This is a genomic window from Pseudomonas sp. KK4 (genome assembly GCF_001984065.1).
Classification (GTDB): domain Bacteria; phylum Pseudomonadota; class Gammaproteobacteria; order Pseudomonadales; family Pseudomonadaceae; genus Aquipseudomonas.
In genome coordinates this window covers 83,715-109,579 of the sequence record NZ_LYVP01000003.1, presented here as the reverse complement: position 1 = coordinate 109,579, position 25,865 = coordinate 83,715, and the positions used below count along the sequence as shown (strand labels likewise).

Below are 25,865 nucleotides of genomic sequence, written 5' to 3'. Positions count from 1 at the left end.
TAAACGGTACTGTAGATTTTTAGGAACACTGAACGTGAACGAACCCGGCGCTGAACCCGATAGCGCAGCACAAATCCGACGCACGGCGCTCTACCTGACCCTCGCACAGGTGCCCCAAGGCAAGGTGGTGAGCTATGGTCAGTTGGCCGAACTGGCCGGATTGGGCCGCGCCGCCCGCTGGGTCGGCCGGACCTTGAGCCAACTGCCCGGCGACACAAAACTGCCTTGGCATCGTGTTCTCGCAGCCGGCGGCCGCCTCAGTCTCCCAGCAGGTAGCCCATCCGGGGATGAACAACGCGCACGATTGCGCATGGAGGGCATCAGTATCCTGAATAATCGTGTTGATATTCAGCGCCATGGCTGGCGCCCGGTAGAGCACAGCGGTTAGAGTGCGCGCTTTGTTTCCGTATTTCTTGAGGCAGACTCCAGCCCATGCCCCGTAAAACCTGGCGCGCCGCGCTTGCTGCCTATGCCAGCCCCTCGACGCTTGTACTGTTGCTGCTGGGTTTCGCCGCCGGCTTGCCCTACATGCTGGTGTTCTCGACGCTTTCGGTCTGGTTGCGCGAAGCCGGTGTGGCTCGCGAAACCATCGGTTATGCAAGCCTGATCGGCCTGGCCTATGCCTTCAAATGGGTCTGGTCGCCACTGCTCGACCAATGGCGCCTGCCGCTGCTCGGCAAGCTCGGTCGACGACGTTCCTGGCTGGTATTGTCCCAGGCACTGGTCATCCTCGGCCTGATCGGGATGGGTTTCTGCGACCCGCAAAAGCATTTGTCCTGGCTGATCGCCATCGCAGTGATCGTGGCTTTCGCTTCAGCCACGCAGGACATTGCGGTGGATGCCTACCGCCTGGAAATCGCCGAGGACAATCGCCAGGCCGCGCTGGCCGCCAGCTACATGTCCGGCTATCGAATCGCCGCGCTGCTGGCGACCGCCGGCGCCCTGTATTTCGCTGAAGGCTTTGGTTCAACCGGTTTCAACTACCAACACTCCGCATGGGCAGGCACCTACATCCTGTTCGGCGTGCTGATGGTCCCGGCACTGCTGACCAGCCTGTTCATGCGCGAACCCCCGGTACCGCTGCGCACGCAACTGCAGGCCGGTCGTTACACTTTTGTCCACCAGTTGGCATCCGTGTTCGTGCTGATCGTGTTGCTGGTGTCCGTACCGGCCATGTTCACCCAGCTCTACAACACCGACTTCGCCAGCGTGTTGTTCGAAGGCGTGAGCCTGCTGGATCTGCTGCTCCAGGACCGCGCCTTCCTGCGGGCGATCCTCTACATCACACTCACCGCGCTGTGCCTGTCGGCGATGGGGCGCCGCGGCCTGGCGCCCGTCCTGACACCGGTCAACGACTTCATTCTGCGTTACCGCTGGCAAGCACTGTTGCTGCTCGGACTGATCGCAACCTATCGGATGTCCGACACGGTCATGGGCGTGATGGCCAACGTGTTCTACATCGACCAAGGCTTCACCAAGGACCAGATCGCCAGCGTCAGCAAAATCTTCGGACTGATCATGACCCTGGTCGGCGCCGGCATGGGTGGCCTGCTGATCGTGCGCTTCGGCATCCTGCCGATCCTTTTCATCGGCGGTGTTGCGTCGGCCAGCACCAACATACTGTTTCTGATGCTGGCCGACATGGGCCCCAACCTGCAGATGCTGGTGGTCACCATCTCCCTGGACAACTTCAGTTCGGGCCTGGCGACTTCGGCGTTCGTTGCCTATCTGTCGAGCCTGACCAACCTCAAGTTCTCCGCCACGCAGTACGCCCTGCTCAGCTCGATCATGCTGTTGCTGCCGCGCCTGATCGGCGGCTACTCCGGCGTCATGGTGGAGAAGTTCGGCTACCACCATTTTTTCCTGATCACGGCCCTGCTGGGCGTTCCGACTCTGGTATTGATCGCCTTGCACTGGTTCCAGGAGAGCCGCCGCGAAGGCCCGACACCGACCCCGGAACCGCTGCCGACCCAGGTCGCGGAAGAATCGTAGGAAACATCCGCAGGAAACCTTGCGCAAGGCACAGAGATTCCCGCCTTGCGCGCCACACCGCCGACCGCACGCCTGTACGACAGCGGATCTCGCCCGTACAATGCTCCGTCATTTCTCGTCATCAGCAATCGATAACGGCCAACCATGCGCACCAGTCAATTTTTGCTCGCCACACAGAAAGAAACGCCTTCCGACGCGGTCGTGATCAGCCATCAGCTGATGCTGCGCGCCGGCATGATCCGCAAGCTCGCCTCCGGCCTTTACACCTGGCTGCCGATGGGCTTGCGAGTGATGCGCAAGGTCGAAGCGATCGTTCGCGAAGAAATGAACGCCGCCGGCTCCCTCGAAGTGTTGATGCCGAGCACCCAACCGGCGGAGCTGTGGCAGGAATCCGGTCGCTGGGAAGAGTACGGCCCTGAGCTGCTGCGCTTCAAGGATCGTCACGGTCGTGACTTCTGCGCAGGTCCCACCCACGAAGAAGTCATCACCGATCTGATGCGCAACGAGCTGAGCAGCTACAAACAGCTGCCGCTGAACCTGTACCAGATCCAGACCAAATTCCGTGATGAAATCCGCCCACGCTTCGGCTTGATGCGCGGTCGCGAATTCATCATGAAGGACGCCTATTCGTTCCACGCCGACCAGGCATCGCTGCAGGTCACCTACGACCGCATGCACCAGGCCTACTGCAACGTGTTCACCCGCCTGGGCCTGAAATTCCGTCCGGTTGAAGCCGACAACGGCTCCATCGGCGGCGCCGGCTCCCACGAGTTCCACGTACTGGCCGAATCGGGCGAAGACGACATCGTCTTCAGCAACGGTTCCGACTACGCGGCGAACATCGAGAAAGCCGAAGCAGTGCCACGGGAAACGTCCCGCCCTGCGCCGACTGAAGAGCTACGCCTGGTGGACACCCCTGACACCAAGACCATCGCGGCACTGGTGGAAAAATTCAATCTGCCGATTGAAAAGACCATCAAGACCCTGATCGTGCGCGCCGAAGAGGAAGGCAAGCTGATTGCCCTGGTCATCCGTGGCGATCATGAACTCAACGAAATCAAAGCCGCCCAGCAGCCAGGCGTAGCCAGCCCGCTGGTGATGGCCACCGACTCCGAACTGCGTGACGCCATTGGCGCCGGCGCCGGTTCCCTCGGCCCGCTGAACCTGCCGCTGCCAATCATCATCGACCGCTCCGTCGAACTGATGAGCGACTTCGGCATCGGCGCCAACATCGACGACAAGCACTACTTCGGCGTGAACTGGGAGCGCGATCTGCCAGTTCCGACCGTCGCGGACCTGCGCAATGTCGTCGCCGGCGATCCAAGCCCGGACGGCAAGGGCACCCTGGAAATCAAGCGCGGCATCGAAGTCGGGCACATCTTCCAGCTGGGCAACAAGTATAGCAAGGCGATGAAGTGCGAAGTGCTGGGCGAGAACGGCAAGCCGGTAACCCTGGAAATGGGTTGCTACGGCATCGGCGTTTCCCGCGTGGTCGCCGCCGCCATCGAGCAGAACAGTGACGATAAAGGCATCATCTGGAGCGACACCCTGGCGCCGTTCCAGATCGCCCTGGTGCCACTGCGTTACGAAACCGACCTGGTTCGCGAAGCCACTGACAAGCTGTATGCGCAATTGACGGCGGCCGGCTTCGAAGTACTGCTGGACGATCGCGACAAGAAAACCAGCCCGGGCATCAAGTTCGCGGACATGGAGCTGATCGGCATCCCTCACCGGATCGTGGTCAGTGACCGCGGCCTCGCCGATGGCAACCTGGAATACAAGAGCCGCACAGAAGCCGAGCCGCAAGCGCTGCCGGTCGCTGACGTGCTGTCGTTCCTTCAGGCCCGTATCCGCCGCTGAAACCAGATAGAGACGTCATGTTCAAGCGAAACACCTTAGGCCTCGGTGGTGCCGCCCTGTGCGGCACCCTGCTGGTCAGCGGCTGTGCCAATCACATGTCACAACGCAGTGAGCACGAGGAACGTGTCGAGCGCAAACTGCTCGATCACAGCCTGCAGATCGATGTCGGTGAGCCCAAGGTGCTTGAGCTGCCGCAACGTCGGGTGAAAATCCACGAGCAGAAGACCTTCGAAGTCACCGAGTTCGAAGTCACACGCCACTATGATCGCTACACGCCTTACCAGCCCTGGCGGGAAATCTACGAGATCCCGTTGGGCGCGGTGGCGGTGGTAGGCGGTGTCGGTGCGAACGTGGTCAACGTGTTCGCCCTCGGCAACCTTCCCGATAGCGTGACCAAGGACTGGCTCAGTTACGGTTTCGCCGGGCTCAACCCGTTCATGAACGTGCAATCCAACGGGCGTGCCCAGCAGAACCTGGCCGGAATAGACGAAGTACAACGCGATAAACGCACCGAATACTCGAGCCTGCCCTGGAGCGAGCGTCCGGTGGAGGTCAAGGCGGGCAAGGAAACCTTCGAGCTGAGCACCGACAAAAACGGCGTCTTGCGCTTGAACCTGCTGGACAGCCCGTTTGCCGAGCATGACCTGAACCATCTGGGCAAGCTGCAGATCCGTGTCGCAGACGCAAAGGATGAAGTGCACAGCGACTCATCCCTGGCCCTGAGCAACACCTTGCGCGGCAAGCTGCTCGAGGCTCACGGGTTGATTTACGACGACCTCGAAGACGACGAAGTGAGCCAGTGGGTACACCGGGTCAAGCGTTTGTCGGAACTGGGGCTGGAAGAAGAAGCCAGTGAGCTGGAACAGAGCCTGATCGAACTGACTCGCAACGATCCCGAACTGCAGACCGAATTCCTCAAGTCCCTGACCAAGGATGCCGGGCGGCTGGTGGCGGATCCGGGGCCGAATTAAGGCGTGAAAAGCTTCGCGGGCAAGCCTCGCTCCAACAGGATTAACGCAATCTGTAGGAGCGAGGCTCGCCCGCGATCAGGCCGGTACATTCACCACCGACTCACCGCTCGAACAACTCCATCTGCTCAAACCCACCACGCAGATCCTCAAGCCTCACGCCTACCCCCAGCAACCGCACCGGCTTGCCGCCGCGATTGAAAGCCTGGGTCAGCAGCAACTGATAACTCCCCAAATCCCGCCCTGCCCCAGCCTGCTCCAGGGTGGTCTGGGTGAAATCATGAAACTTCACTTTGACGAACGGTTTGCCCGGGCGGTAGCTGCTGTCGATCCGCGCCATGCGGTTTTTCAGTGTTTCGAGCAACTCCGGCAGTTTGTCCAGGCAACTGCGCAGGTCTGGCAGGTCAGCGTCATAGGTATTTTCGACACTGATCGACTGTCGACGGCTGTCGTTGTGCACCAGGCGCTCGTCGATCCCACGGGCCAGGCTCCAGAGTCGCTCGCCAAAGCTTCCGAACTCGCGCACCAGCGCCAATTTGTTCCACTCGCGCAAGTGTGCGCAGTCGGCGATGCCCAGTTTGCCCAATTTGTCGGCGGTGACCTTGCCGACGCCATGCAGTTTGCTCACGGGCAAGCCACTGACAAAGTCCTCGACCTGATCCGGGGTGATGACAAACAGGCCGTTGGGCTTTTTCCAGTCGCTGGCGATCTTGGCAAGAAACTTGTTCGGCGCCACACCCGCCGAAACGGTGATGTGCAACTGATTCGATACCCGGCGCCGGATGTCCTGGGCGATGCGCGTCGCGCTACCGCCGAAATGCGCACTGTCCGACACATCAAGGTAGGCCTCGTCCAAGGACAGCGGTTCGATGATGTCGGTGTAATCGCGAAAGATTGTATGAATTTCCTTTGAAGCTTCCCGGTAGGCATCCATTCGCGGCTTGACGATGGTCAGGTCCGGACACAGCTTCAGCGCATGCCCGGACGACATGGCCGAACGCACGCCATAGGCCCGAGCTTCATAATTGCAGGTCGCAATCACTCCACGGCGATCGGCGGCACCGCCGACGGCCAGGGGTTTACCGGCCAGTTGAGGATCGTCACGCATCTCGATCGCGGCGTAGAAGCAGTCACAATCCACGTGGATGATTTTTCGCTGGGTCATATCGAGCGGGATTCGCGGTAAAGAAATGGCGACTTTTGGTGTCAGACCTGGATTATCTCACTGACACCTGTATATAGCACCAGTACTCAGAATGTTCTCCGATGGCTGTGGGAAAAGCACGAGGAAAATTTAATTTCTCAATCAAAAGCCATTCGCTAATAGACCCGCAGGCCTTGCAGCGCCTGCTTCTCAGACCGATCGCCCCTCTACTTTCCAAGCTAAATGATTGAACCTGAAGAGATTTTTCCGATGTTAGCGGTTGACACCTCGGCGTTTCTCTATAGAATGCCGCCACACAGACGCGGGATGGAGCAGTCTGGTAGCTCGTCGGGCTCATAACCCGAAGGTCGTCGGTTCAAATCCGGCTCCCGCAACCAAACATCGAAAAAGGCCACTCGAAAGAGTGGCCTTTTTTGTGCGCGTCCGTTTTGAGCAGGACCGCCCACCTGGATTACAGCGCCTTGACCACCCCATGAGAATCCGTTGCGATTCTGAAACTTAAGCCGCCCCTGCGACCGTTTGACGCGCATTAACGTTTATTTGACCCTTCGCGGGATTAACGGTTGACACCCCGGCGTTTCTCTATAGAATGCCGCCACACAGACGCGGGATGGAGCAGTCTGGTAGCTCGTCGGGCTCATAACCCGAAGGTCGTCGGTTCAAATCCGGCTCCCGCAACCAAACATCAAAAAAGGCTACTCGAAAGAGTGGCCTTTTTTGTATCTGTCGAAAAAACCCTTTCGCAACAATGATCTGTCACTGTGGGATGAGTCGTCGAGGGGTCACCCATGCGTCAAGTTCAGGCTATGCTCAATCGCAGCCCCAGCCCTCCAGGACTGAGGTCGCGCCGTCGCCACCACCCAGTGGCAGGCGTTATTATTTGTGATTATTTTTTTCTACAGGGATTGGTAACTTGGCTGGATACCCCCATCCTGTCGCGCACAATCCAAGAGGTGATTGATGCGCGCCAACTCGTCTGATTCACAAGACACCACTACCGCAACACAACCGATCAAGGCTGAACGGTTGCGTCTGCTCGACCGCATCAGCAAATACCGTCAGCCCATCGGCCTCGCGGTCACCCTGCTGTTGTTTGCCATCGCCTTGATTGCCTGTCGCCATCTGCTGAGCGAACTGGATCTGGACGCGCTGCACGACTCGATCCTCGAAGTACCAAAACCAGCCTTGCTGGGCGCGCTCGGCGCGACCGTTGCCGGCTTCATCATTTTGCTGGGCTACGAGTGGTCGGCCAGCCGCTATGCCGGCGTGAGCCTGGCCCCGCGCACACTGGCGCTGGGCGGTTTCACCGCGTTTGCCATCGGTAATGCGATCGGCCTTTCGATGCTGTCGGGGGGCTCGGTTCGCTATCGCTTGTATGCACGTCATGGCCTGGGGGCCAGCGAAGTTGCTCACATGACGCTATTCGCCAGCCTCTCGCTCGGCTGCGCCCTGCCGCCGCTTGCCGCCCTGGCAACCCTGAGCAACCTGCCCGGCGCCTCGGCAGCACTGGGGTTATCGCAAAGCCTGCTAGGTACTGTCGCAGCCGCGGTGCTACTACTGTTTTGCGTGCTGGCCGTGGGCATCTACCGTCGCCGCCTGCCAGAACAACCGTTTGCCGACAACCTGTTCGTCAAGGTTGGCCGCCGCACTCTGCGCCTGCCGGGACGCCGCCTGACCTTCCTGCAACTGGTGATCACCGCACTGGACGTGGCCGCTGCGGCCACCGTGCTTTATCTATTGCTGCCGGAAGCCCCACCCTTCGGCGCGTTCCTGCTCGTCTACCTGCTGGCGCTGGCCGCCGGCGTGCTCAGCCATGTGCCGGGCGGTGTCGGGGTGTTCGAAGCGATTCTGCTGGCCGCCTTCTCCGACACCCTGGGCGCCGCGCCATTGGCCGCCGCCCTGCTGCTCTATCGCCTGATCTATGTCGTGCTGCCCATGCTGGTGGCCTGCCTCTTGCTGTTGATCAACGAAGGTCAACGCCTGTTCCAGACCCGCCAGTCCTTGCGCGCCGCTTCGGGCCTGGCCGCACCGATCCTCGCTGTACTGGTGTTCCTGTCTGGCGTGGTGCTGCTGTTTTCCGGCGCCACGCCGGAGATCGACACCCGTCTGGAACACATCGGCTTTCTGATCCCCCATCGCCTGGTCGACGCCTCGCACTTTGGTGCCAGCCTGATCGGCGTGCTGTGCCTGCTGCTGGCCCAAGGCTTGCGTCGCCGACTGTCGGCGGCGTGGATGCTGACCACCGTTCTGTTGCTGGTAGGCGCCCTGCTCTCGCTGCTCAAGGGTTTCGACTGGGAAGAAGCCTGCCTGATGACCCTGACCGCCGCCCTGCTGGGGGTATTCCGGCGCTCGTTCTATCGCCCAAGCCGTCTGACTGAACTGCCGTTTTCGCCGCTGTATCTGGTGGCCAGCCTGTGCGTGCTGGGCGCCTCGATCTGGCTGCTGCTGTTCGCCTACCAGGACGTTCCATACAGCCATCAACTGTGGTGGCAGTTCACCCTCGACGCCGATGCTCCCCGTGGCCTGCGTTCGCTGCTGGGCGCCGCCGTGCTGCTGGTGGTGGTGTCCCTGACCTGGCTGCTGCGCACTGCGCGTCCCGTGATCCACCTGCCAACGCCTGACGAACTGGAGCGTGCGAGCAAGATCCTCATGGCCTCGGCGCAACCCGATGGCGGCCTGGCGCTGACCGGTGACAAGGCGCTGCTGTTCCACCCCAACGACGAAGCGTTCCTGATGTACGCCCGCCGTGGCCGCAGCCTGGTGGCCCTGTATGACCCGATCGGTCCCGGCCAGCAGCGGGCGGAAATGATCTGGCAATTCCGTGACCTGTGCGACATCCACCACGCCCGCCCGGTGTTCTACCAGGTCCGCGCCGAGAACCTGCCGTACTACATGGACATCGGCCTGACTGCGATCAAACTGGGCGAAGAAGCCCGGGTCGATCTGCGGCGCTTTGATCTCGAAGCCAAGGGCAAGGAGATGAAAGACCTGCGCTACACCTGGAACCGTGGCACCCGTGACGGTTTGTCACTGGAGATCCATGAACCGGGGCACGCGCCCATGGATGAGCTCAAGGTCATTTCCGACGCCTGGCTGACGGGCAAGAACGTACGCGAGAAAGGCTTCTCCCTCGGCCGTTTCAGCGATGACTACCTCAAGCATTTCCGCATCGCGGTGATTCGCTTCGAAGGGCGCCCTGTGGCGTTCGCCAATCTTCTTGAGACCTACGGCCATGACCTGGCCAGCCTCGACCTGATGCGCGCGCACCCGGATGCCCCCAAGCTGACCATGGAGTTCATGATGGTCGGCCTGATCCAACATTATAAGAGTCACGGATACGCGCGCTTCAGCCTGGGCATGGTGCCGTTGTCGGGGTTGCAACCTCGTCGCGGCGCGCCATTGACCCAGCGCCTGGGCTCGATGGTCTTCCGCCGTGGTGAGCAGCTCTACAACTTCCAAGGCTTGCGCCGCTTCAAAGACAAGTTCCAGCCCGACTGGGAACCCCGTTATATGGCCGTGCCCGCCGGACTCGATCCGCTGGTTGCCCTGGCCGACACTGCTGCCCTGATCGCGGGCGGCTTGACCGGATTGGTGAAACGCTGATGATTCAACGCTCCTTGCGCTACGTATTGGGCACGCTGGTGGTGCTTGCCCTGATTGTCGGTGGTGGCTACTGGTACCTCAAACGCCCGGCGCCGTTGCCGACGCTCGAACAATTGACGCCGCCTGGTGGCGCCGCCATGACCCGCGTGACCCCTGGCACTACCCCCAAGGCCCGGGTGCTGGTGGCGGTCAATGAAGAACAGAAACTCAGCGACCAGCAACTGATGACCCTGAGCCGCTCCGGCTCGGCGCAAATCGTTCAAGTGATCCTGCCCAAGGAATGCCTGCTGCAAAGCCGCGCCCTGCAATCGGGCCTGCGCGAACTCAAAGGCCCGGCGACCCTGGTCAGCGGTATCGGCCCCGGCGCCGTGCTGGCTTGGCGCTGGCTGTCGGAACAAAAGGATGACAAGGCCCAGGCGGTCTCCGTAGACCTGGCCCTGGAAAAAGGCGGTTGCACCCACCTGCTGCCCAAAAGCGCTGCCCACGGCCACTGGCTGGTGGCCTGGAACGACAACCCGGACGACGCCAGTGCCGGCTTCGTGCGCGATCAACCGAACGCCGAAACCAGCATCAGCGACTACGACATCAACCTGCCGCAAGTGTTGAACAACGAATTGCGCAAGATCCTCGTCGGTGGCGACAAAGCCGCGGGCGGCCTGCAGATTCCGGTGGTTGAAGTGCCGGCCGGCCAGGCCAAGGACACCGTGACCCTGTTCCTGTCCGGCGATGGCGGCTGGCGCGACCTGGACCGCGATGTGGCCGGCGAAATGGCCAAGATCGGCTACCCGGTGGTGGGCATCGACACCCTGCGCTACTACTGGCAACACAAGAGCCCGGAGCAAAGCGCCCTGGACCTGACCGAACTGATGCAGCACTACCGGCAGAAATGGGGCACCAAGCGCTTCATCCTTACCGGCTACTCGTTCGGCGCCGACGTACTGCCAGCGATCTACAACCGCCTGCCGGAGTCGGAGCAGCAACGCGTCGACGCAATCATCCTGCTGGCCTTCGCCCGCACCGGCAGCTTCGAAATCGAAGTCGAAGGCTGGCTCGGCAACGCCGGCAAGGAAGCCGCCACCGGCCCGGAAATGGCAAAACTGCCCGCAGAGAAAGTGGTGTGCATCTTCGGTGAAGAGGAAATCGACGAAAGCGGCTGCACCGACAAGACCGCCGTAGGCGAAGCCATCAAACTGCCCGGCGGCCACCACTTCGACGAGAACTACCCGAAACTGGCCCAACGGTTGGTGGATGTGATCGAGAAGCGCCAGGCGAAGGAGACCGAGGCTCAGGAGTGATCTGACCCTCGTCGCCATAAAAAAGCCCCCGCAACCTTTGGGTTGCGGGGGCTTTTGATCTTTTGGGGTCAGAGACGACGCTCGGCGGCACCATAAACTTCTTCATCTCGGCGGGCACCGACGGCAATGATCAACACCTCAATCGCCTTTCCATCCACTCGATAAACAATCCGCGTATCGCCCGTCCGAATTCTTCTACAGCCTGCCAGGCTGGCTCTCAGGGGCTTGCCGCTTTTGTCTGGCTCGCCGTTGATAATCCGCTCCTCGATGACATCGAGAATGCGATTTGCCGCAACCGCTCCCAGCAGATCCAAATCCTTCTGGACCTCTGGATGATAGATAACACCCCAAACCATCCACAGTTCCTTCAGTCCTTCCTGGCGTACCGCGCGCGCATATCGCTATGGCTGATTGCATTGGCCTGATCAAAACCGCTCAATCGTTCCCTGGCCGCCGCTTCGATCCGCAAGTCATCAAGCTCGTCGAGCATTTCCTGATAAGCGTCGACGTTGATGATCACCGCGGCAGGTTGATTGTCTTTGAAAATGACCAGACGCTCAGTGGCACGGCTGGAGATTTCCTTGAGCCTCGCACTGAAGCCTCTGACCATCGCAGTGACTGATATCGCCTGGTCAGCACGCTCTAACAATGCCGTCATACTCACCTCTCTACCCATGATGCAAATTTTAACGCACAGCTCTACGCAGAGTATTGCGCTGAATCAAACACACTTCAAGCAGCGGCAATCCTGCAGTTGATCTGTCAGCCACAAAAAAGCCCCCGGTGCCGCAAGGCCGTCGGGGGCTTTTGGGTGGCGCGGGCCTTACATTTCTACCTGCGTCCCCAACTCAATCACCCGGTTCAGCGGCAGATTGAAGAAGCGCAGGTTGCCGTTGGCGTTCTGCAACATGAAGGCGAAAAGCGCCTCGCGCCAGCGGGACATGCCTTCGAGTTTGGAGGCGATGACCGTTTCGCGGCTGAGGAAGTAAGTGGTGCGCATCGGGCTGAAGTCGAGTTCGGCCAGATGGCACAGTTTCAACGCCTGGGGCACGTCCGGTTCGTCAGTGAAGCCGAAATGCAGGATCACCCGGAAGAACCCCTCACCGTAGGAATCCACTTCAAAACGCCGACTCGGCGGCACCCGCGGAATGTCTTCGTAGACCACCGTGAGCAACACCACTTGTTCGTGCAACACCTGGTTGTGCAGCAGGTTGTGTAACAGTGCGTGGGGCACGGCGTCCGGGCGCGCGGTGAGGAACACGGCCGTACCCTGGACGCGATGGGGCGGTTGCACGGCGATGCTGCTGATGAATATCTCCAATGGCAGGCCGCCTTCGTCGATGCGATCAACCAGCAACTGCTTGCCGCGTTTCCAGGTGGTCATCAGCACGAACAGCGCGAGACCGGCGATAACCGGGAAGGCGCCACCCTGAACGATTTTCGGCACGTTGGCGGCGAAGTACACGCCGTCCACCAGCAAAAAGCCCAGGCAGATCGGCACCGCCAGCAACGGCGGCCATTTCCACAGCAGCAGCATCACTGCCGATACCAGGATGCTGGTCATCAGCATGGTGCCCGTCACCGCCACACCGTAGGCCGAAGCCAGGGCGCCTGAGGACTCGAAGCCCAGCACCAGCAGGACCACGCCGACCATCAGCGACCAGTTCACCGCACCAATATAGATCTGGCCCTGTTCAGCGCTGGACGTGTGCCGAATGTGCATGCGCGGGATGTAGCCAAGCTGGATCGCCTGGCGGGTCAGCGAGAAGGCGCCGGAAATCACCGCCTGGGAGGCAATCACCGTGGCCATGGTCGACAGCGCCACCAGCGGAATCAGTGCCCAGCTCGGCGCCAGCAGATAGAACGGGTTGCGCGCCGCCTCCGGATCACCGAGCAGCAAGGCGCCCTGGCCGAAGTAGTTCAGCACCAGTGCCGGCAGCACCAGGATGAACCATGCGCGGGCAATCGGCTTGCGGCCGAAGTGGCCCATGTCGGCGTAAAGCGCTTCGGCACCGGTCAATGCCAGCACCACAGCGCCGAGGATCGCCACACCCATGCCCGGATGGTTGAGGAAGAAACGCACACCCCACACCGGGTTCACCGCGTGCAGCACTTCGGGATGCTGCAGGATGCCGTAGACCCCCAACGCGCCGAGTACCACGAACCAGGTGACCATGATCGGCCCGAAGAGAATGCCGATGCGAGCCGTGCCGTGGCTTTGAATCAAGAACAGCCCGACCAGCACCACCAGCGACAGCGGCACCACCCAATGGTCGATGCCATCGAACGCCAGCCCCAGGCCTTCAATGGCCGACAGGACGGAAATCGCCGGGGTGATCATGCTGTCGCCATAGAACAGCGCCGCACCGATCAGCCCGCACACCACCAGCAAGGCGCGCAATTTGGCATGCCCCGCCGCCGCCCGCCTGGCCAGCGCGGTCAAGGCCATGATTCCGCCTTCGCCCTGGTTGTCGGCCCGCAGCACGAACATCATGTATTTGATCGACACGACCCAGATCAGCGACCAGAAGATCAGTGCCAGAATCCCCAATACGCCGTCATGGTTGACCGGTACGCCATACCCTCCGGAGAACACCTCCTTGAGGGTATACAACGGGCTCGTGCCGATATCGCCATAAACCACCCCGACCGCCGCCACCAGCATGCCGATCGGCTTCGCCGCCGAATGCCCGGCGCCTGCCGCGTGACTACTTGCCTGACCCATCCAACACTCCTGATTCCCAGACCGGCTTCTTCGAACGAAGCACTATGCTTTGTAATGCAGCATGCGCTGTTTTACCTGTTGTTACAGACGTTTTGTTGACCGTAAAAATTCGGCAAAGCCCAACGGCGCGAAGCATAGCGCAGCACTCGTCGTATTTCCCTGCATAAAGCTGGTCAAGTGAACGTCTCATCGCTAGAATTGCGCACTTTTTGATCAGAGGCGCCGTTCAAGCGCCCGTCCGTCGGTTTTGCCCGGTTCGGCAAGCGGCGTCACAAAATACCGAGGTTAGACATGTCCACCACTCCTGCGTCGGCCAATCCAAAGGTTGGCTTCGTATCCCTGGGTTGCCCCAAAGCGCTGGTCGACTCCGAACGCATCCTGACCCAGCTGCGCATGGAAGGTTATGACGTGGTGTCCACCTACCAGGACGCCGATGTCGTGGTGGTCAACACCTGCGGCTTCATCGACTCGGCCAAGGCTGAGTCTCTGGAAGTGATTGGCGAAGCCATCAAGGAAAACGGCAAGGTCATCGTCACCGGCTGCATGGGCGTCGAAGAAGGCAATATCCGCAACGTGCACCCCAGCGTGCTGGCCGTCACCGGTCCGCAGCAGTACGAGCAAGTGGTCAACGCCGTGCACGAAGTCGTGCCGCCGCGCCAGGACCACAACCCGCTGATCGACCTGGTGCCGCCGCAAGGGATCAAGCTGACCCCGCGTCACTACGCCTACCTGAAGATTTCCGAAGGCTGCAACCACAGCTGCAGCTTCTGCATCATCCCGTCGATGCGCGGCAAGCTGGTCAGCCGTCCGGTGGGCGATGTGCTCGACGAAGCCCAGCGCCTGGTCAAGTCCGGCGTGAAAGAGCTGCTGGTGATCTCCCAGGACACCAGCGCCTACGGTGTCGACGTCAAGTACCGCACCGGTTTCTGGAACGGCGCGCCGGTGAAGACCCGCATGACCGAACTGTGTGAAGCGCTGAGCACCCTGGGTGTCTGGGTCCGTCTGCACTACGTTTACCCGTACCCGCACGTCGACGAGCTGATCCCGCTGATGGCCGCCGGCAAGATCCTGCCGTACCTGGACATCCCGTTCCAGCACGCCAGCCCGAAAGTGCTCAAGGCCATGAAACGCCCGGCGTTCGAAGACAAGACCCTGGCGCGGATCAAAAACTGGCGCGAGATCTGCCCGGACCTGATCATCCGCTCGACCTTCATCGTCGGCTTCCCCGGCGAAACAGAAGAAGACTTCCAGTATCTGCTCAACTGGCTGACCGAAGCCCAGCTCGACCGTGTCGGCTGCTTCCAGTACTCGCCGGTCGAAGGCGCACCGGCCAACGATCTGGACCTGGAAATCGTTCCGGACGACGTCAAGCAGGACCGTTGGGAGCGCTTCATGGCGCACCAGCAGGCCATCAGCTCGGCGCGCCTGCAAATGCGCATCGGCCGTGAAATCGAAGTACTGGTCGATGAAGTCGACGAGCAAGGCGCGGTCGGCCGCTGCTTCTTCGATGCCCCGGAAATCGACGGCAACGTATTCATCGACAACGGCAGCAACCTCAAGCCGGGCGACAAGGTCTGGTGCAAAGTGACCGACGCCGACGAATACGATCTCTGGGCCGAACAGATCTAAACGCAAAAAATACGAAAAGCCCCGCTCTCTTGACGAGATGCGGGGCTTTTTTACGGCTATCGTTTGTTGGGAAAGGACTCGTTTATTTGAGACTGACGGCAATCGACATCAGGGAGCAGCCGGCCATGCGCCACCATTCGGTTATCCACACGCCGAAACAAAGTGACTTCGAAGAACTGACACGGGTTTGGGAAGCCTCGGTGCGCGCCACCCATGACTTCTTGCCGGACAGCTACATCGAACTGCTGAAAAACCTGGTGCTGACCCGCTACCTCGATGCGGTGATGCTGATTTGCACCAAGGATTCGCGTCAGCGCATCACCGGGTTCGCCGGGGTGGCGGCGGGCAAGATCGAAATGCTTTTCATCGACCCGGCGCATCGTGGCCAGGGCCTGGGCAAGCAGCTGTTGCGCTATGCCCTGGAACACCTGAACGCCGATGAGCTCGATGTGAACGAGCAGAACCCGCAGGCGCTGGGGTTTTATTTCAAGCAGGGCTTCGAGGTGATCGGCCGCTCGGAGGTCGATGGCATGGGGCAGCCGTATCCGTTGTTGCATATGCGGTTGCGTCAGGTGCATCAGCTGAGTCGCAATGGCTGACACCACTCAGAGCCAATGTGAGAGCGGGCTTGCTCCCACAATAAAGACACACTGTGCAAATGGAGCCGGGATTAACCGGCGCCACGCGGGTACAATGCCCACCCCCTTTTTGTTACGGCCCTGTCATGACTGACCCGATTCGACTTTCCAAACGCCTCATAGAACTCGTCGGCTGCTCCCGTCGGGAGGCTGAGCTGTTCATCGAGGGCGGCTGGGTCACCGTCGACGGCGAAGTCATCGACGAGCCGCAGTTCAAGGTCGCCGACCAGAAAGTCGAACTCGACAAGGACGCCAAGGCCACCGCGCCGGAACCGGTAACCATCCTGCTCAACGTGCCCGCCGGCATGGACGCAGAGACCGCCATGGCCAGCCTCGGCGCCGACACCCTGAGCGAAGAACATCGCTTCAGCAAACGCCCGCTCAAGGGCCACTTCCAGCGCCTGACCGCCAGCACTGACCTGCAGGCCAACGCCAGCGGTCTGCTGGTGTTCACCCAGGACTGGAAGATCCTGCGCAAGTTGACCGCCGATGCCAGCAAGATCGAGCAGGAGTACGTGGTTGAAGTCGAAGGCGACATGGTCGAGCACGGCCTCAACCGCTTGCAGCACGGCCTGACCTACAAGGGCAAGGAACTGCCGCCGGTCAAGGCCAGCTGGCAAAACGAGAACCGCCTGCGCTTCGCCATGAAAAATCCACAACCGGGCGTGATCGCCCTGTTCTGCCAGGCCGTCGGCCTGAAGGTCGTGGGCATCCGCCGCATCCGTATTGGCGGCGTGTCCATAGGCAAAGTGCCATTGGGCCAATGGCGCTACCTGTCCGGCAAAGAGAAGTTCTAAGGCGTTTCCCGCCGCCACACATTTCGGCGTCGCGCCTGGCTGCGACGCCCACAGCTGAATATCAGGACTGCACACCATGATTCATAACGACGTACTGCGCAGCGTGCGCTACATGCTCGACATCAGCGACAAGAAAGTCATCGAGATCATCAAGCTCGGCGGCATGGATGTGAAACTCGAAGACCTGGTGACCTACCTCGACAAGAAAGAAGAGGACGAGGAAGGCTTTGTACGCTGCCCGGACGAAGTCATGGCGCACTTCCTCGATGGCCTGGTGATCTTCAAGCGCGGCAAGGATGAAAGCCGTCCGCCGCTGCCGATCGAAGTGCCGGTGACCAACAACATCATCCTGAAAAAACTGCGGGTGGCTTTCGAACTCAAGGAGGACGACATGCATGCGATCCTCAAGGCCGCCGAGTTCCCGGTGTCCAAGCCTGAGCTGAGCGCGCTGTTCCGCAAGTTCGGCCATACCAACTACCGTCCATGCGGCGATCAGTTGCTGCGTAATTTCCTCAAGGGCCTGACCTTGCGCGTTCGCCCTCAGTAAACGCCTGCTCCCGCCCTGTAGGAGCACAGCTTGCTGGCGATGGGATCTCGAGGACGCCATCGCCAGCAAGCTGGGCTCCTACAAGGGCGGGAGGCAGTCCTGTATGGATGCTCATTCCCTGCAAAAATAGTGGCTCCGCTGCCAGCGGCTGACGGCTAGGGTGTAAAGACCCTCAGCTCTCAGGATTTGCCATGCATCCCTACTTTTCCCTGCAAGGCCGCACCGCGCTGGTCACCGGCGGCACCCGTGGTATCGGCAAGATGATCGCCAAGGCTTATGTCGAGGCCGGCGCCACCGTGTACGTCTGTGCCCGGGATGCCGAAGCCTGCCGGCAGACCGCTGATGAACTCGGGGCGCTGGGCCGCTGCCATGGCGTGGCGGCCAACCTGGCCACTGAAGAAGGCGTGTCGCAACTGGCCACGCGCCTGGGCGAGCAGATCACTCATCTCGACATCCTGGTCAACAACGCCGGCACCACCTGGGGCGCGCCGTTGGAGAGTTACCCGATCAAGGGCTGGGAGAAAGTCATGCAGCTCAACGTGACGTCGGTATTCAACTGCATCCAGCAGTTCCTGCCACTGCTGCGCAAGGCCGGTTCCCCGGCGAATCCGGCACGGGTCATCAACATCGGATCAGTGGCCGGGATTTCATCCTTCGGGGAACAGGCCTATGCCTATGGCCCCAGCAAAGCGGCCCTGCATCAGCTGTCACGGATTCTGGCGCGGGAACTGGTGAGCCAGCACATCAACGTCAACGTGATCGCGCCCGGACGCTTTCCGAGCAAGATGACTCAGCACATTGGCAATGATGAGCAGGCGCTGGCCCAGGATACGGCGCTGATCCCGATGAAACGCTGGGGTCGCGAGGAGGAGATGGCGGCGCTGGCGATCAGCCTGGCCAGTACGGCGGGGGCTTATATGACCGGGAATATCATTCCGCTGGATGGTGGGTTCAGTCTCTGAGGTTGGTGGTGCGGCCTTCGCGAGCAAGCCCGCTCCCACAGGTTTGGTAGTGGACACCATAGCGGTGTTCACTCGATAACCTGTGGGAGCGGGCTTGCTCGCGAAGGCGTCCTGAAAGGCACCCACGATCCCCAGGTCGATCGGGTTATCATGCCCGCCTCATTCCCGCCTCGACCGCAAATCATGACCTACAGCGTTTCCCCCATCGGCTTCGTACGTTCCTGCTTCAAGGAGAAGTTCGCCATCCCGCGCCAGCCGCAGCTGGCCCCGGCCGCTCGCGGCGTTCTGGAACTGGTGACGCCGTTTGATCAGGGCGATGCGGTGCAGGGGTTGGAGCAGGTCAGCCACGTCTGGCTGTTGTTCCTGTTTCATCAGGCCCTGGAAGACAAGCCACGCCTCAAAGTCCGCCCGCCTCGCCTGGGCGGCAACAAGTCCATGGGCGTATTCGCCACCCGCGCGACGCATCGACCCAATGGCATCGGTCAGTCGGTGGTCAAACTGGACAAGGTCGAAGCCGATCGGCTGTGGATATCCGGCATCGACCTGCTGGACGGCACGCCAATTCTCGATATCAAACCCTATGTGCCTTACGCCGACATCGTTGACAGGGCCTGCAACTGCATCGCCAGCGCTGCGCCGCAGTTGATCACGGTGCAGTGGGCGGATTCGGCGCTGGAACAGGCGCACGGGCATGCTCAGCGGCTGGGAGAGCCATTGGTAGCGCTGATCGAGCAGTGTCTGGCGCAAGATCCGCGCCCGGCGTATCAGACACCGGCACCGGAACGGGAATATGGCGCGCAATTCTGGGATGTGGATGTGCGTTGGCATTATCCGACGCCGCAGCTGATCCGCGTCCTCGAGGTCATCCCCGCGCGCACCTGACTACCAGAGACAACTGTGGGAGCGGGCTTGTTCGCGAAGGCGTCGTGTCAATCAACGTTGGTGTCGACTGATACATCGCTTTCGCGGGCAAGCCCGCTCCCACAGGGACAGCAGTGCAGCGGTTGTTATTTCTCGACGAACGCACGCTCGATCAGGTAATCACCCGGCTCGCGCATCCGCGGCGAGACTTTCAGGCCGAAGCTGTTGAGCACTTCGCTGGTCTCGTCGAGCATGCTCGGGCTGCCGCACAGCATGGCGCGGTCGTCCTGCGGGTTGATCGGTGGCAGGCCGATGTCGCTGAACAGCTTGCCGCTGCGCATCAGGTCGGTCAGGCGACCTTCGTTCTCGAACGGCTCGCGGGTCACGGTCGGGTAGTAGATCAACTTGTCACGCAGCGCCTCGCCGAAGAATTCGTTCTGCGGCAGGTGCTCGGTGATGAACTCACGGTAGGCGACTTCGTTGACGTAACGCACGCCGTGGCACAGGATCACCTTTTCGAAACGCTCGTAGGTCTCAGGATCCTGGATAACGCTCATGAACGGCGCCAGACCGGTACCGGTGCTGAGCAGGTACAAATGTTTGCCAGGCTTGAGGTCATCCAGCACGAGGGTGCCGGTAGGCTTCTTGCTGATGATGATCTCGTCGCCTTCCTTCAAGTGCTGCAGCTGGGAAGTCAGCGGACCGTCAGGCACCTTGATGCTGAAGAACTCGAGATGCTCTTCCCAGTTCGGGCTGGCGATCGAGTAAGCGCGCATAAGCGGACGGCCGTTGGGCTGTTGCAGGCCGATCATCACGAACTGACCGTTCTCGAAGCGCAGGCCCGGGTCGCGGGTGCACTTGAAGCTGAACAGAGTGTCGTTCCAGTGATGAACACTGAGGACACGCTCGTGGTTCATGTTGCTCATGTACGGGGACTCCTGGAGATTTGTCTGCGCATGCTGTACGCCGACATCCCGAAAGACTGCTGGCAGCGCGCAATTGCATCGCATTCTAATAGCAGTAACAATATCTGTTAAATGGATTATTAAGATAAGGGTTATCGGTTATATAGATATGCGATTTACTCTCCGTCAACTTCAAGTATTCGTCGCCGTTGCCCAGCAGGAAAGCGTGTCTCGCGCCGCCGGCCTGCTCAATCTTTCACAATCGGCAGCGAGCACATCGATCACCGAACTCGAGCGTCAGTCCAGCTGCCAGCTGTTCGACCGCGCCGGTAAACGGCTGAGCCTTAACGCCCTTGGCAAACAACTGTTGCCGCAGGCGGTGGCGATGCTGGACCAGGCCAAGGAAATCGAGGACCTGCTCAACGGCAAGTCCGGTTTCGGCTCATTGGCGGTAGGCGCGACCCTGACCATCGGCAATTACCTGGCCACCCTGCTGATCGGCGGATTCATGCAGCGCCATCCGGAAAGCCAGGTGAAGCTGCACGTCCAGAACACCGCCAATATTGTGCAACAGGTGGCCCACTACGAAATTGACCTGGGTCTGATCGAAGGCGATTGCAACCACCCGGACATCGAAGTGCAAAGCTGGGTCGAGGATGAGCTGGTGGTGTTCTGCGCACCTCAGCACCCACTGGCCGAACGGGGCATCGCGACCATGGACGAGTTGAGCCAGGAAGCCTGGATTCTGCGCGAACAGGGCTCCGGGACGCGACTGACGTTCGATCAGGCCATGCGTCATCACCACAGCGCACTGAACATTCGCCTGGAGCTGGAGCACACCGAAGCGATCAAGCGCGCGGTGGAGTCCGGCCTGGGCATTGGCTGTATTTCTCGGCTGGCATTGCGAGATGCGTTCCGCCGGGGCAGCCTGGTCCCGGTGGAGACACCCGATCTGGACCTGGCGCGGCAGTTCTATTTCATCTGGCACAAACAGAAGTATCAAACTTCAGCGATGCGCGAATTCCTCGATCTGTGCCGCGCGTTCACCGCCGGGGTGCAGCGCAGCGACGAGATCGTGTTGCCGACGATCGCTTAAAGCAGAATCACCGCCCAGACCAGCGCAATCATGGTCAGTGCCACCAGCTGCGCGGCGCTGCCCATGTCCTTGGCGTTTTTCGAGAGGGGGTGCAGTTCGAGGGAAATGCGGTCGATGGCCGCTTCCACTGCCGAATTGAGCAACTCGACAATCAGTGCCAACAGGCAGACCGCAATCAGCAAAGCCTGCTCGACCCGGCTGACATTCAGGAAGAACGACAGCGGGATCAGGATGACGTTAAGCAAAACCAGCTGCCGAAAAGCGGCTTCGCCGGTGAAGGCGGCGCGCAGGCCATCCAGGGAGTAGCCGGATGCGTTGAGGATGCGTTTAAGGCCGGTCTGGCCTTTGAAAGGGGACATAGAGTAAGCAACTGACCAGAAAAGGAGTGGGAAAGCTAGATTAACCCAAGTCAAAAAAGCGTGAAGATGCCAGCCTTTAGTGGCTGGAAATTGACTCAAGTTGTTGCAGGAGCAACGCTGCCTGGGTACGGGTTCGCACGTTCAGCTTACGGAATATCGCGGTCACATGGGCCTTGATGGTCGCCTCGGAAACGCTCAGTTCGTAGGCGATCTGCTTGTTCAGCAAACCTTCGCAGACCATGGTCAATACCCGGAATTGCTGCGGCGTCAGACTGGCGAGGCCTTCGCTGGCTGCTTTGGCCTCATCGGAAACGCTGACCGCTTCAAACGCTTGCGGTGGCCAGTACACATCGCCATCAAGTACCGAGCGCACGGCTTTCTGGATCACTGCCAGGTCGCTGGACTTTGGAATGAAGCCGCTGGCGCCGAACTCACGGGACTTGACCATCACCGAGGCTTCTTCCTGAGCAGAAACCATCACCACCGGAATTTGCGGGTATTGGCCGCGCAGCAGCACCAATCCGGAAAAACCGTAGGCCCCTGGCATGTTCAGATCCAGCAGCACCAGATCCCAGTCGGACTTTTCGGTCAGGCGGGTTTCCAGTTCGGCAATGCTCGCCACCTCGACCAGACGGACATCGGGCCCAAGGCCCAGGGTCAACGCTTGATGCAAGGCGGAACGAAAAAGCGGGTGGTCATCGGCAATCAGGATTTCGTATGTGGCCATTTTTCAAATGATCCTGTTCTTCTAACAGCTCGGGGTACAGCCACGGAACTGCACCAGCAGGGCACACGCAACACCCATGCAAACGGCGTATCAAATTTCTGTCGTGCCCTAATCGGCGCCAAGCATGCCCAGCGAAGTCGGGGTGGTCAAGCCGAATGGCCAGTACAGTCTTTTGCAGTATGGGCGACAATCAGCCGATGTCAGCCGCAGTGCTCTGCACAAACGGCAACAACTCGGCGTGGGCCGGTGTGTCAACGTTCATCTCGAGTTGCCGCTTGGCATCGAGATAATGTTGGCTGAACACGTCGAAATAAGCGTCCAGCGCCGATGCCGCCTGGACATCGCCTGCCAGATCCAGGCACAGAGCCGCCACTTCGGCGGTGCACAAATGCTCACTGCGGGTGGACCGACGCAGTTGATAGCGAGAAAGCTTTTCGGGCAGCAGGCTGAGGATAGGCAACTGATCGAAATAGGGACTTTTGCGGAAAATCTTCCGCGCTTCCGTCCAGGTCGCATCCAACAGAATGAACAGCGGACGTTTGCTGTTATCGGCCGCCACCGTGTGGGTCACGCGCTCAGGCTCGACATATTCACCCGGAAACACCAGGTAAGGCTGCCATTGCGGGTCGGTCAACAACGCCAGTAACTGTTGATCGACCTCGGTCCGCGACCATATGAATGCGTGGTTGTCGCGCACCACGTCGGCGATCAGCCAACCGGTGTTGCTGGGCTTGAACACTTCCTTGCTGGTCATGATCAGGCACACGCCGGAACGGGTCTGGACCTGCGGGCGCCAGGCGCACAGGCAATGGCTCTCGATCACGCGACAGGCCCGGCAACGGGTTGCGCGCCAGCCTCGGGCCTGGATCGGCTTGATACCTTCATCTTCGCGCTGGTCACGCAGACGGGCTACGGCGTTGGGGGCATGGTTCATCGTGGGCAACGCCGGCAGACAGGGGAACTCGACACGAACAGCACTCGGCAGGGCAATAAAGACCGACAGTTTACCAGAGCGACCGGCGCAAGCCTGTACCGTCCAGACGAGCTCCCCTATAATCCGCCGCCACTGAACGCACAGTCACGTGGCTGGTCGAACCACCAGTCACTGAACCAGGAGAGTTTCATGCTGCGCCTTATCGTCCCCACCGCTGCCCTTCTGCTGGCGTCGTCCTTCAGCGTCCAGGCTGCCTCCCTGAGCGAGCAGAATCTGAACAGAGAGCTGCGCAATGTCGCCGTACAAAGCAGCGTTGGCACGCCACGGGCGATCAATGAAGACATTCTTGATCAGGGCTACACCGTCGAAGGCAACGTGCTGATCAACCACCTGAGCGTGCAGAGCAGCCACGCGCAGAAGATGCGCGCCGATCCCAAGGCGGTCTACTTCCAGCTTGGCGCCTCGGTCTGCAATAACCCTGGCTACCGCAAGTTGATGGCCAAGGGGGCGGTGATGCGTTACGACTTCACCGAAATCAAGACCAATCGCGCGGTCGGCTCCGCCAGCTTCCAGGAATCGGATTGCCCGAAAGCGACGCCAGCGAAGAAGAAGTAACTAGGTGGATTTGGCGCGCCGCTGTTCATCCTCGGCGCGCAGTTCCGCCAGCAAGGCCTGTAAGTACCGCGAACGTCGCTCTGCTCCTTCAAGTCGACGGCAGCACTCCTCTTCAAGACTCAAATGATTGGTCTCGGCTGATGATTTGAGCAATCGATACAGTTGCGTATCGATCTCCAACTCCAGAATGACCCTGGCCATGGCTCCCGCCTCCTTGCACCTCGCTCTGTCTGAGCGATAAATCCTTGTACCGCTTGTACTGTGCGCCGTGCCGTTGACGCAAAGCTGTCGTATGGCGCCTGTAACTTGGTAAATCGCCTGTATTCAGTAAATCAGAGTGATGGACACGCGGCACAGGTTCGGACGGGCGGTGAAATCACCTTGCAAATCGTTAATAAGCGGTTGCCAGGAAAGACTTTGCGGCGCAATGATCAAGACAGCGCAATTCCTGGCAAGGGTCTAGATTTCCAGGTATCCCTATTTATTTTCAGGGCCGCAGGGGCCGCCCCGGGCCGAGGGCTTTGTGCAGAAGGAGAAGTTGAATGCCTTACCAACCGAATGACCTCTTGAACCGTCATTTTCAGGAAAGCGGCCACGACCTGATCACCAAGGTCGAAGAGCAACTCAACCTGATATCTCCCAACAGCCCGAACATTCCCATCTACCGCGACATGATCCTGACCGTGCTGCGCATGGCCCAGGAAGACCACAACCGCTGGAACGCCAAGATCACTTTGCAGGCATTGCGCGAACTGGAACAAGCCTTCCGGGTGCTGGAGCAGTTCAAGGGACGACGCAAGGTCACAGTGTTTGGCTCCGCCCGCACACCGATAGAACATCCGCTTTACGCAATGGCCAAGGAGCTCGGTGCCGCACTGGCGCGATCGGACATGATGGTCATCACCGGCGCTGGTGGCGGGATCATGGCCGCGGCCCATGAAGGTGCAGGGCTGGACCACAGCCTGGGCTTCAACATCACCCTGCCCTTCGAACAGCACGCAAACCCGACGGTCAACGGCACAACCAACCTGCTGCCGTTCCACTTCTTCTTCACCCGCAAGCTGTTCTTCGTCAAGGAGGCCGATGCGTTGGTGCTGTGCCCTGGCGGGTTCGGCACCCTGGATGAAGCATTGGAGGTACTGACCCTGATCCAGACGGGTAAAAGCCCTCTGGTACCCGTGGTATTACTGGATGTTCCCGGCGGCACGTTCTGGCAAGGAGCGCTGGACTTCATCCAGCACCAACTGGCGGACAATCGCTACATTCTGCCCACTGACATGAAACTCGTCAGCCTGGTCTACAGCGCCGAGGAAGCGGTCGAGCACATCAACCAGTTCTACAGCAACTTCCACTCCAGCCGCTGGCTCAAGCATCAGTTCGTGATTCGCATGAATCACAAGCTCAGTGACAGGGCACTGGAACATATGCAGGAGGCGTTCGCAGACTTGTGCTTGAGCGATCACTTCCACCAGCATGCCTACAACGACGATGAACACGATGAAGCGCAGTTCAGCCACCTGGCGCGCCTGGCCTTCGCCTTCAACGCCCGTAACCATGGCCGGTTGCGAGAACTGGTGGACTTCATCAACCTGCCGGAGAACTGGGCACAGCCGCAGCCACAGGTACAGCACCGCGCACGGACCACTCCCTCCAAGGTCATTTGAGCGGCATAAAAAAAGGCCCGCTATCGAAATAGCGGGCCGTCCTTGTCAGTCGTCCATCCCTCTGCCGCTGAACAAGCGGTTGATCATCTCCATCGAAAATCCCCGATAGGCCAGGAACCTGCCTTGCTTGGCCCGTTCCCGAGCGTCTATCGGTAACTGCCCGGAAAACTTTCGCCGCCAGGTGTCTTCCAGTTGCCCCTGCCAATCAATACCGCTCTCACGCAGGGCGAGCTCGATATCACTGCGTTGCAGACCGCGCTGGCCTAACTCTTCACGGATGCGCAAAGGGCCATAACCGGAACGAGCACGGTAGGAAACAAAGCTTTCAAGGTAACGGGATTCGGAGAGCAGGCCTTCTTCCGTTAACCGGTCGAGGGCCGTTTCGATCATTTCGGGGAGAGCGCCGCGCTGACGCAGTTTACGCGTCAGCTCGACTCGACCATGCTCGCGTCGAGCGAGCAGGTCCATGGCGGTTCGCCGCACCGCGACGAGTGTATCGAGTACGGCGGTCGTCATCGCAGCA

The 25,865-nt window shown here is 60.2% G+C and carries 25 protein-coding genes and 2 tRNA genes; 17 read left to right on the top strand and 10 right to left on the bottom strand.

Features of this window, described 5'->3' with window-relative positions:
- The first annotated feature begins 34 nt into the window (after positions 1 to 34).
- The 4 genes from B0W55_RS01990 (at position 35) to B0W55_RS01975 (ending at position 4,823) form a co-directional block, all read left to right on the top strand.
- Positions 35 to 388 carry an MGMT family protein gene (locus tag B0W55_RS01990; protein WP_077044361.1) on the top strand — a complete coding sequence of 118 codons (354 nt, stop codon included), beginning with the start codon at positions 35 to 37 and terminating at the stop codon, positions 386 to 388.
- 44 nt (positions 389 to 432) lie between these two features.
- Positions 433 to 1,992 carry an AmpG family muropeptide MFS transporter gene (locus B0W55_RS01985; RefSeq protein ID WP_077044360.1) on the top strand — a complete coding sequence of 520 codons (1,560 nt, stop codon included), beginning with the start codon at positions 433 to 435 and terminating at the stop codon, positions 1,990 to 1,992.
- A 144-nt stretch (positions 1,993 to 2,136) separates the two neighbouring features.
- Positions 2,137 to 3,852 carry a proline--tRNA ligase gene (locus B0W55_RS01980; RefSeq protein ID WP_077044359.1) on the top strand — a complete coding sequence of 572 codons (1,716 nt, stop codon included), beginning with the start codon at positions 2,137 to 2,139 and terminating at the stop codon, positions 3,850 to 3,852.
- A gap of 17 nt (positions 3,853 to 3,869) precedes the next feature.
- Positions 3,870 to 4,823 carry a hypothetical protein gene (locus B0W55_RS01975; protein WP_077044358.1) on the top strand — a complete coding sequence of 318 codons (954 nt, stop codon included), beginning with the start codon at positions 3,870 to 3,872 and terminating at the stop codon, positions 4,821 to 4,823.
- 100 nt (positions 4,824 to 4,923) lie between these two features.
- On the opposite strand, the gene dinB is transcribed toward B0W55_RS01975, so the two are convergent.
- Positions 4,924 to 5,985 carry a DNA polymerase IV gene (gene dinB, locus B0W55_RS01970; protein WP_077044357.1) on the bottom strand — a complete coding sequence of 354 codons (1,062 nt, stop codon included), beginning with the start codon at positions 5,983 to 5,985 and terminating at the stop codon, positions 4,924 to 4,926.
- 300 nt (positions 5,986 to 6,285) lie between these two features.
- Between dinB and B0W55_RS01965 the strand changes: the two genes are divergently transcribed.
- The 4 genes from B0W55_RS01965 (at position 6,286) to B0W55_RS01950 (ending at position 10,883) form a co-directional block, all read left to right on the top strand.
- Positions 6,286 to 6,362: transfer RNA gene (locus B0W55_RS01965), tRNA-Met, on the top strand.
- A gap of 227 nt (positions 6,363 to 6,589) precedes the next feature.
- Positions 6,590 to 6,666, top strand: a tRNA-Met gene (locus tag B0W55_RS01960).
- 279 nt (positions 6,667 to 6,945) lie between these two features.
- Positions 6,946 to 9,588 carry a bifunctional lysylphosphatidylglycerol flippase/synthetase MprF gene (gene mprF, locus B0W55_RS01955; RefSeq protein WP_077044356.1) on the top strand — a complete coding sequence of 881 codons (2,643 nt, stop codon included), beginning with the start codon at positions 6,946 to 6,948 and terminating at the stop codon, positions 9,586 to 9,588.
- Positions 9,588 to 10,883, top strand: coding sequence for a virulence factor family protein (locus B0W55_RS01950; protein ID WP_077044355.1), 1,296 nt, complete (start codon positions 9,588 to 9,590; stop codon positions 10,881 to 10,883). The genes mprF and B0W55_RS01950 overlap by 1 nt, the downstream gene beginning before the upstream one ends.
- A gap of 68 nt (positions 10,884 to 10,951) precedes the next feature.
- On the opposite strand, the gene B0W55_RS01945 is transcribed toward B0W55_RS01950, so the two are convergent.
- From B0W55_RS01945 to B0W55_RS01935, 3 genes are all read right to left on the bottom strand, one after another.
- Positions 10,952 to 11,239: a type II toxin-antitoxin system RelE/ParE family toxin gene (locus B0W55_RS01945; protein ID WP_077044354.1), complete on the bottom strand. Its 288-nt coding sequence runs from the start codon at positions 11,237 to 11,239 to the stop codon at positions 10,952 to 10,954.
- A gap of 11 nt (positions 11,240 to 11,250) precedes the next feature.
- Positions 11,251 to 11,541: a Phd-YefM gene (locus B0W55_RS01940; RefSeq protein ID WP_077044353.1), complete on the bottom strand. Its 291-nt coding sequence runs from the start codon at positions 11,539 to 11,541 to the stop codon at positions 11,251 to 11,253.
- A gap of 165 nt (positions 11,542 to 11,706) precedes the next feature.
- Complete coding sequence (locus tag B0W55_RS01935) at positions 11,707 to 13,608, bottom strand: potassium transporter Kup (protein ID WP_077044352.1); 1,902 nt, start codon at positions 13,606 to 13,608, stop codon at positions 11,707 to 11,709.
- A gap of 291 nt (positions 13,609 to 13,899) precedes the next feature.
- Here B0W55_RS01935 and rimO point away from each other — a divergent pair, with 291 nt between their 5' ends.
- The 6 genes from rimO (at position 13,900) to tsaA (ending at position 19,063) form a co-directional block, all read left to right on the top strand.
- The gene (gene rimO / locus B0W55_RS01925) at positions 13,900 to 15,237 is read left to right on the top strand and encodes a 30S ribosomal protein S12 methylthiotransferase RimO (protein WP_077044350.1); all 1,338 of its coding nucleotides are present in this window, start codon (positions 13,900 to 13,902) and stop codon (positions 15,235 to 15,237) included.
- Positions 15,238 to 15,362: 125 nt separating this feature from the next.
- Positions 15,363 to 15,836 carry a GNAT family N-acetyltransferase gene (locus tag B0W55_RS01920; RefSeq protein WP_077044349.1) on the top strand — a complete coding sequence of 158 codons (474 nt, stop codon included), beginning with the start codon at positions 15,363 to 15,365 and terminating at the stop codon, positions 15,834 to 15,836.
- Positions 15,837 to 15,961: 125 nt separating this feature from the next.
- Complete coding sequence (locus tag B0W55_RS01915; RefSeq protein ID WP_077044348.1) at positions 15,962 to 16,672, top strand: rRNA pseudouridine synthase; 711 nt, start codon at positions 15,962 to 15,964, stop codon at positions 16,670 to 16,672.
- A gap of 76 nt (positions 16,673 to 16,748) precedes the next feature.
- Positions 16,749 to 17,219: a DUF1456 family protein gene (locus tag B0W55_RS01910; RefSeq protein ID WP_077044347.1), complete on the top strand. Its 471-nt coding sequence runs from the start codon at positions 16,749 to 16,751 to the stop codon at positions 17,217 to 17,219.
- Positions 17,220 to 17,410: 191 nt separating this feature from the next.
- The gene (locus B0W55_RS01905) at positions 17,411 to 18,181 is read left to right on the top strand and encodes an SDR family oxidoreductase (protein WP_077044346.1); all 771 of its coding nucleotides are present in this window, start codon (positions 17,411 to 17,413) and stop codon (positions 18,179 to 18,181) included.
- 183 nt (positions 18,182 to 18,364) lie between these two features.
- The gene (tsaA, locus tag B0W55_RS01900; RefSeq protein WP_077044345.1) at positions 18,365 to 19,063 is read left to right on the top strand and encodes a tRNA (N6-threonylcarbamoyladenosine(37)-N6)-methyltransferase TrmO; all 699 of its coding nucleotides are present in this window, start codon (positions 18,365 to 18,367) and stop codon (positions 19,061 to 19,063) included.
- A 125-nt stretch (positions 19,064 to 19,188) separates the two neighbouring features.
- On the opposite strand, the gene fpr is transcribed toward tsaA, so the two are convergent.
- Entirely contained in the window at positions 19,189 to 19,968 is a 780-nt protein-coding gene (fpr, locus tag B0W55_RS01895) for a ferredoxin-NADP reductase (protein ID WP_003443014.1), read from the bottom strand.
- Positions 19,969 to 20,116: 148 nt separating this feature from the next.
- Here fpr and B0W55_RS01890 point away from each other — a divergent pair, with 148 nt between their 5' ends.
- The gene (locus B0W55_RS01890) at positions 20,117 to 21,043 is read left to right on the top strand and encodes a LysR family transcriptional regulator (protein WP_077044344.1); all 927 of its coding nucleotides are present in this window, start codon (positions 20,117 to 20,119) and stop codon (positions 21,041 to 21,043) included.
- Here the strand turns inward: B0W55_RS01890 and B0W55_RS01885 are convergent.
- From B0W55_RS01885 to B0W55_RS01875, 3 genes are all read right to left on the bottom strand, one after another.
- Positions 21,040 to 21,402: a diacylglycerol kinase gene (locus tag B0W55_RS01885; protein WP_008060649.1), complete on the bottom strand. Its 363-nt coding sequence runs from the start codon at positions 21,400 to 21,402 to the stop codon at positions 21,040 to 21,042. The genes B0W55_RS01890 and B0W55_RS01885 overlap by 4 nt on opposite strands.
- 76 nt (positions 21,403 to 21,478) lie before the next feature.
- A complete protein-coding gene (gene erdR / locus B0W55_RS01880; protein WP_077044343.1) occupies positions 21,479 to 22,129 on the bottom strand; it encodes a response regulator transcription factor ErdR in 651 nt (216 codons plus the stop codon).
- Between the two features lie 190 nt (positions 22,130 to 22,319).
- Positions 22,320 to 23,063 carry a tRNA-uridine aminocarboxypropyltransferase gene (locus B0W55_RS01875; RefSeq protein WP_077044342.1) on the bottom strand — a complete coding sequence of 248 codons (744 nt, stop codon included), beginning with the start codon at positions 23,061 to 23,063 and terminating at the stop codon, positions 22,320 to 22,322.
- Positions 23,064 to 23,252: 189 nt separating this feature from the next.
- Between B0W55_RS01875 and B0W55_RS01870 the strand changes: the two genes are divergently transcribed.
- Entirely contained in the window at positions 23,253 to 23,678 is a 426-nt protein-coding gene (locus B0W55_RS01870; protein WP_077044341.1) for a PA3611 family quorum-sensing-regulated virulence factor, read from the top strand.
- Here the strand turns inward: B0W55_RS01870 and B0W55_RS01865 are convergent, their stop codons facing one another.
- Positions 23,679 to 23,879 (bottom strand): hypothetical protein, encoded by a 201-nt coding sequence (locus B0W55_RS01865; protein WP_077044340.1) that lies wholly within the window; start codon positions 23,877 to 23,879, stop codon positions 23,679 to 23,681.
- A gap of 341 nt (positions 23,880 to 24,220) precedes the next feature.
- On the opposite strand from B0W55_RS01865, the gene B0W55_RS01860 reads away from it, so the two are divergent.
- The gene (locus tag B0W55_RS01860; protein WP_077044339.1) at positions 24,221 to 25,342 is read left to right on the top strand and encodes a TIGR00730 family Rossman fold protein; all 1,122 of its coding nucleotides are present in this window, start codon (positions 24,221 to 24,223) and stop codon (positions 25,340 to 25,342) included.
- A 45-nt stretch (positions 25,343 to 25,387) separates the two neighbouring features.
- Here the strand turns inward: B0W55_RS01860 and recX are convergent, their stop codons facing one another.
- A complete protein-coding gene (gene recX / locus B0W55_RS01855; RefSeq protein WP_077044338.1) occupies positions 25,388 to 25,858 on the bottom strand; it encodes a recombination regulator RecX in 471 nt (156 codons plus the stop codon).
- Positions 25,859 to 25,865: the final 7 nt, after the last annotated feature.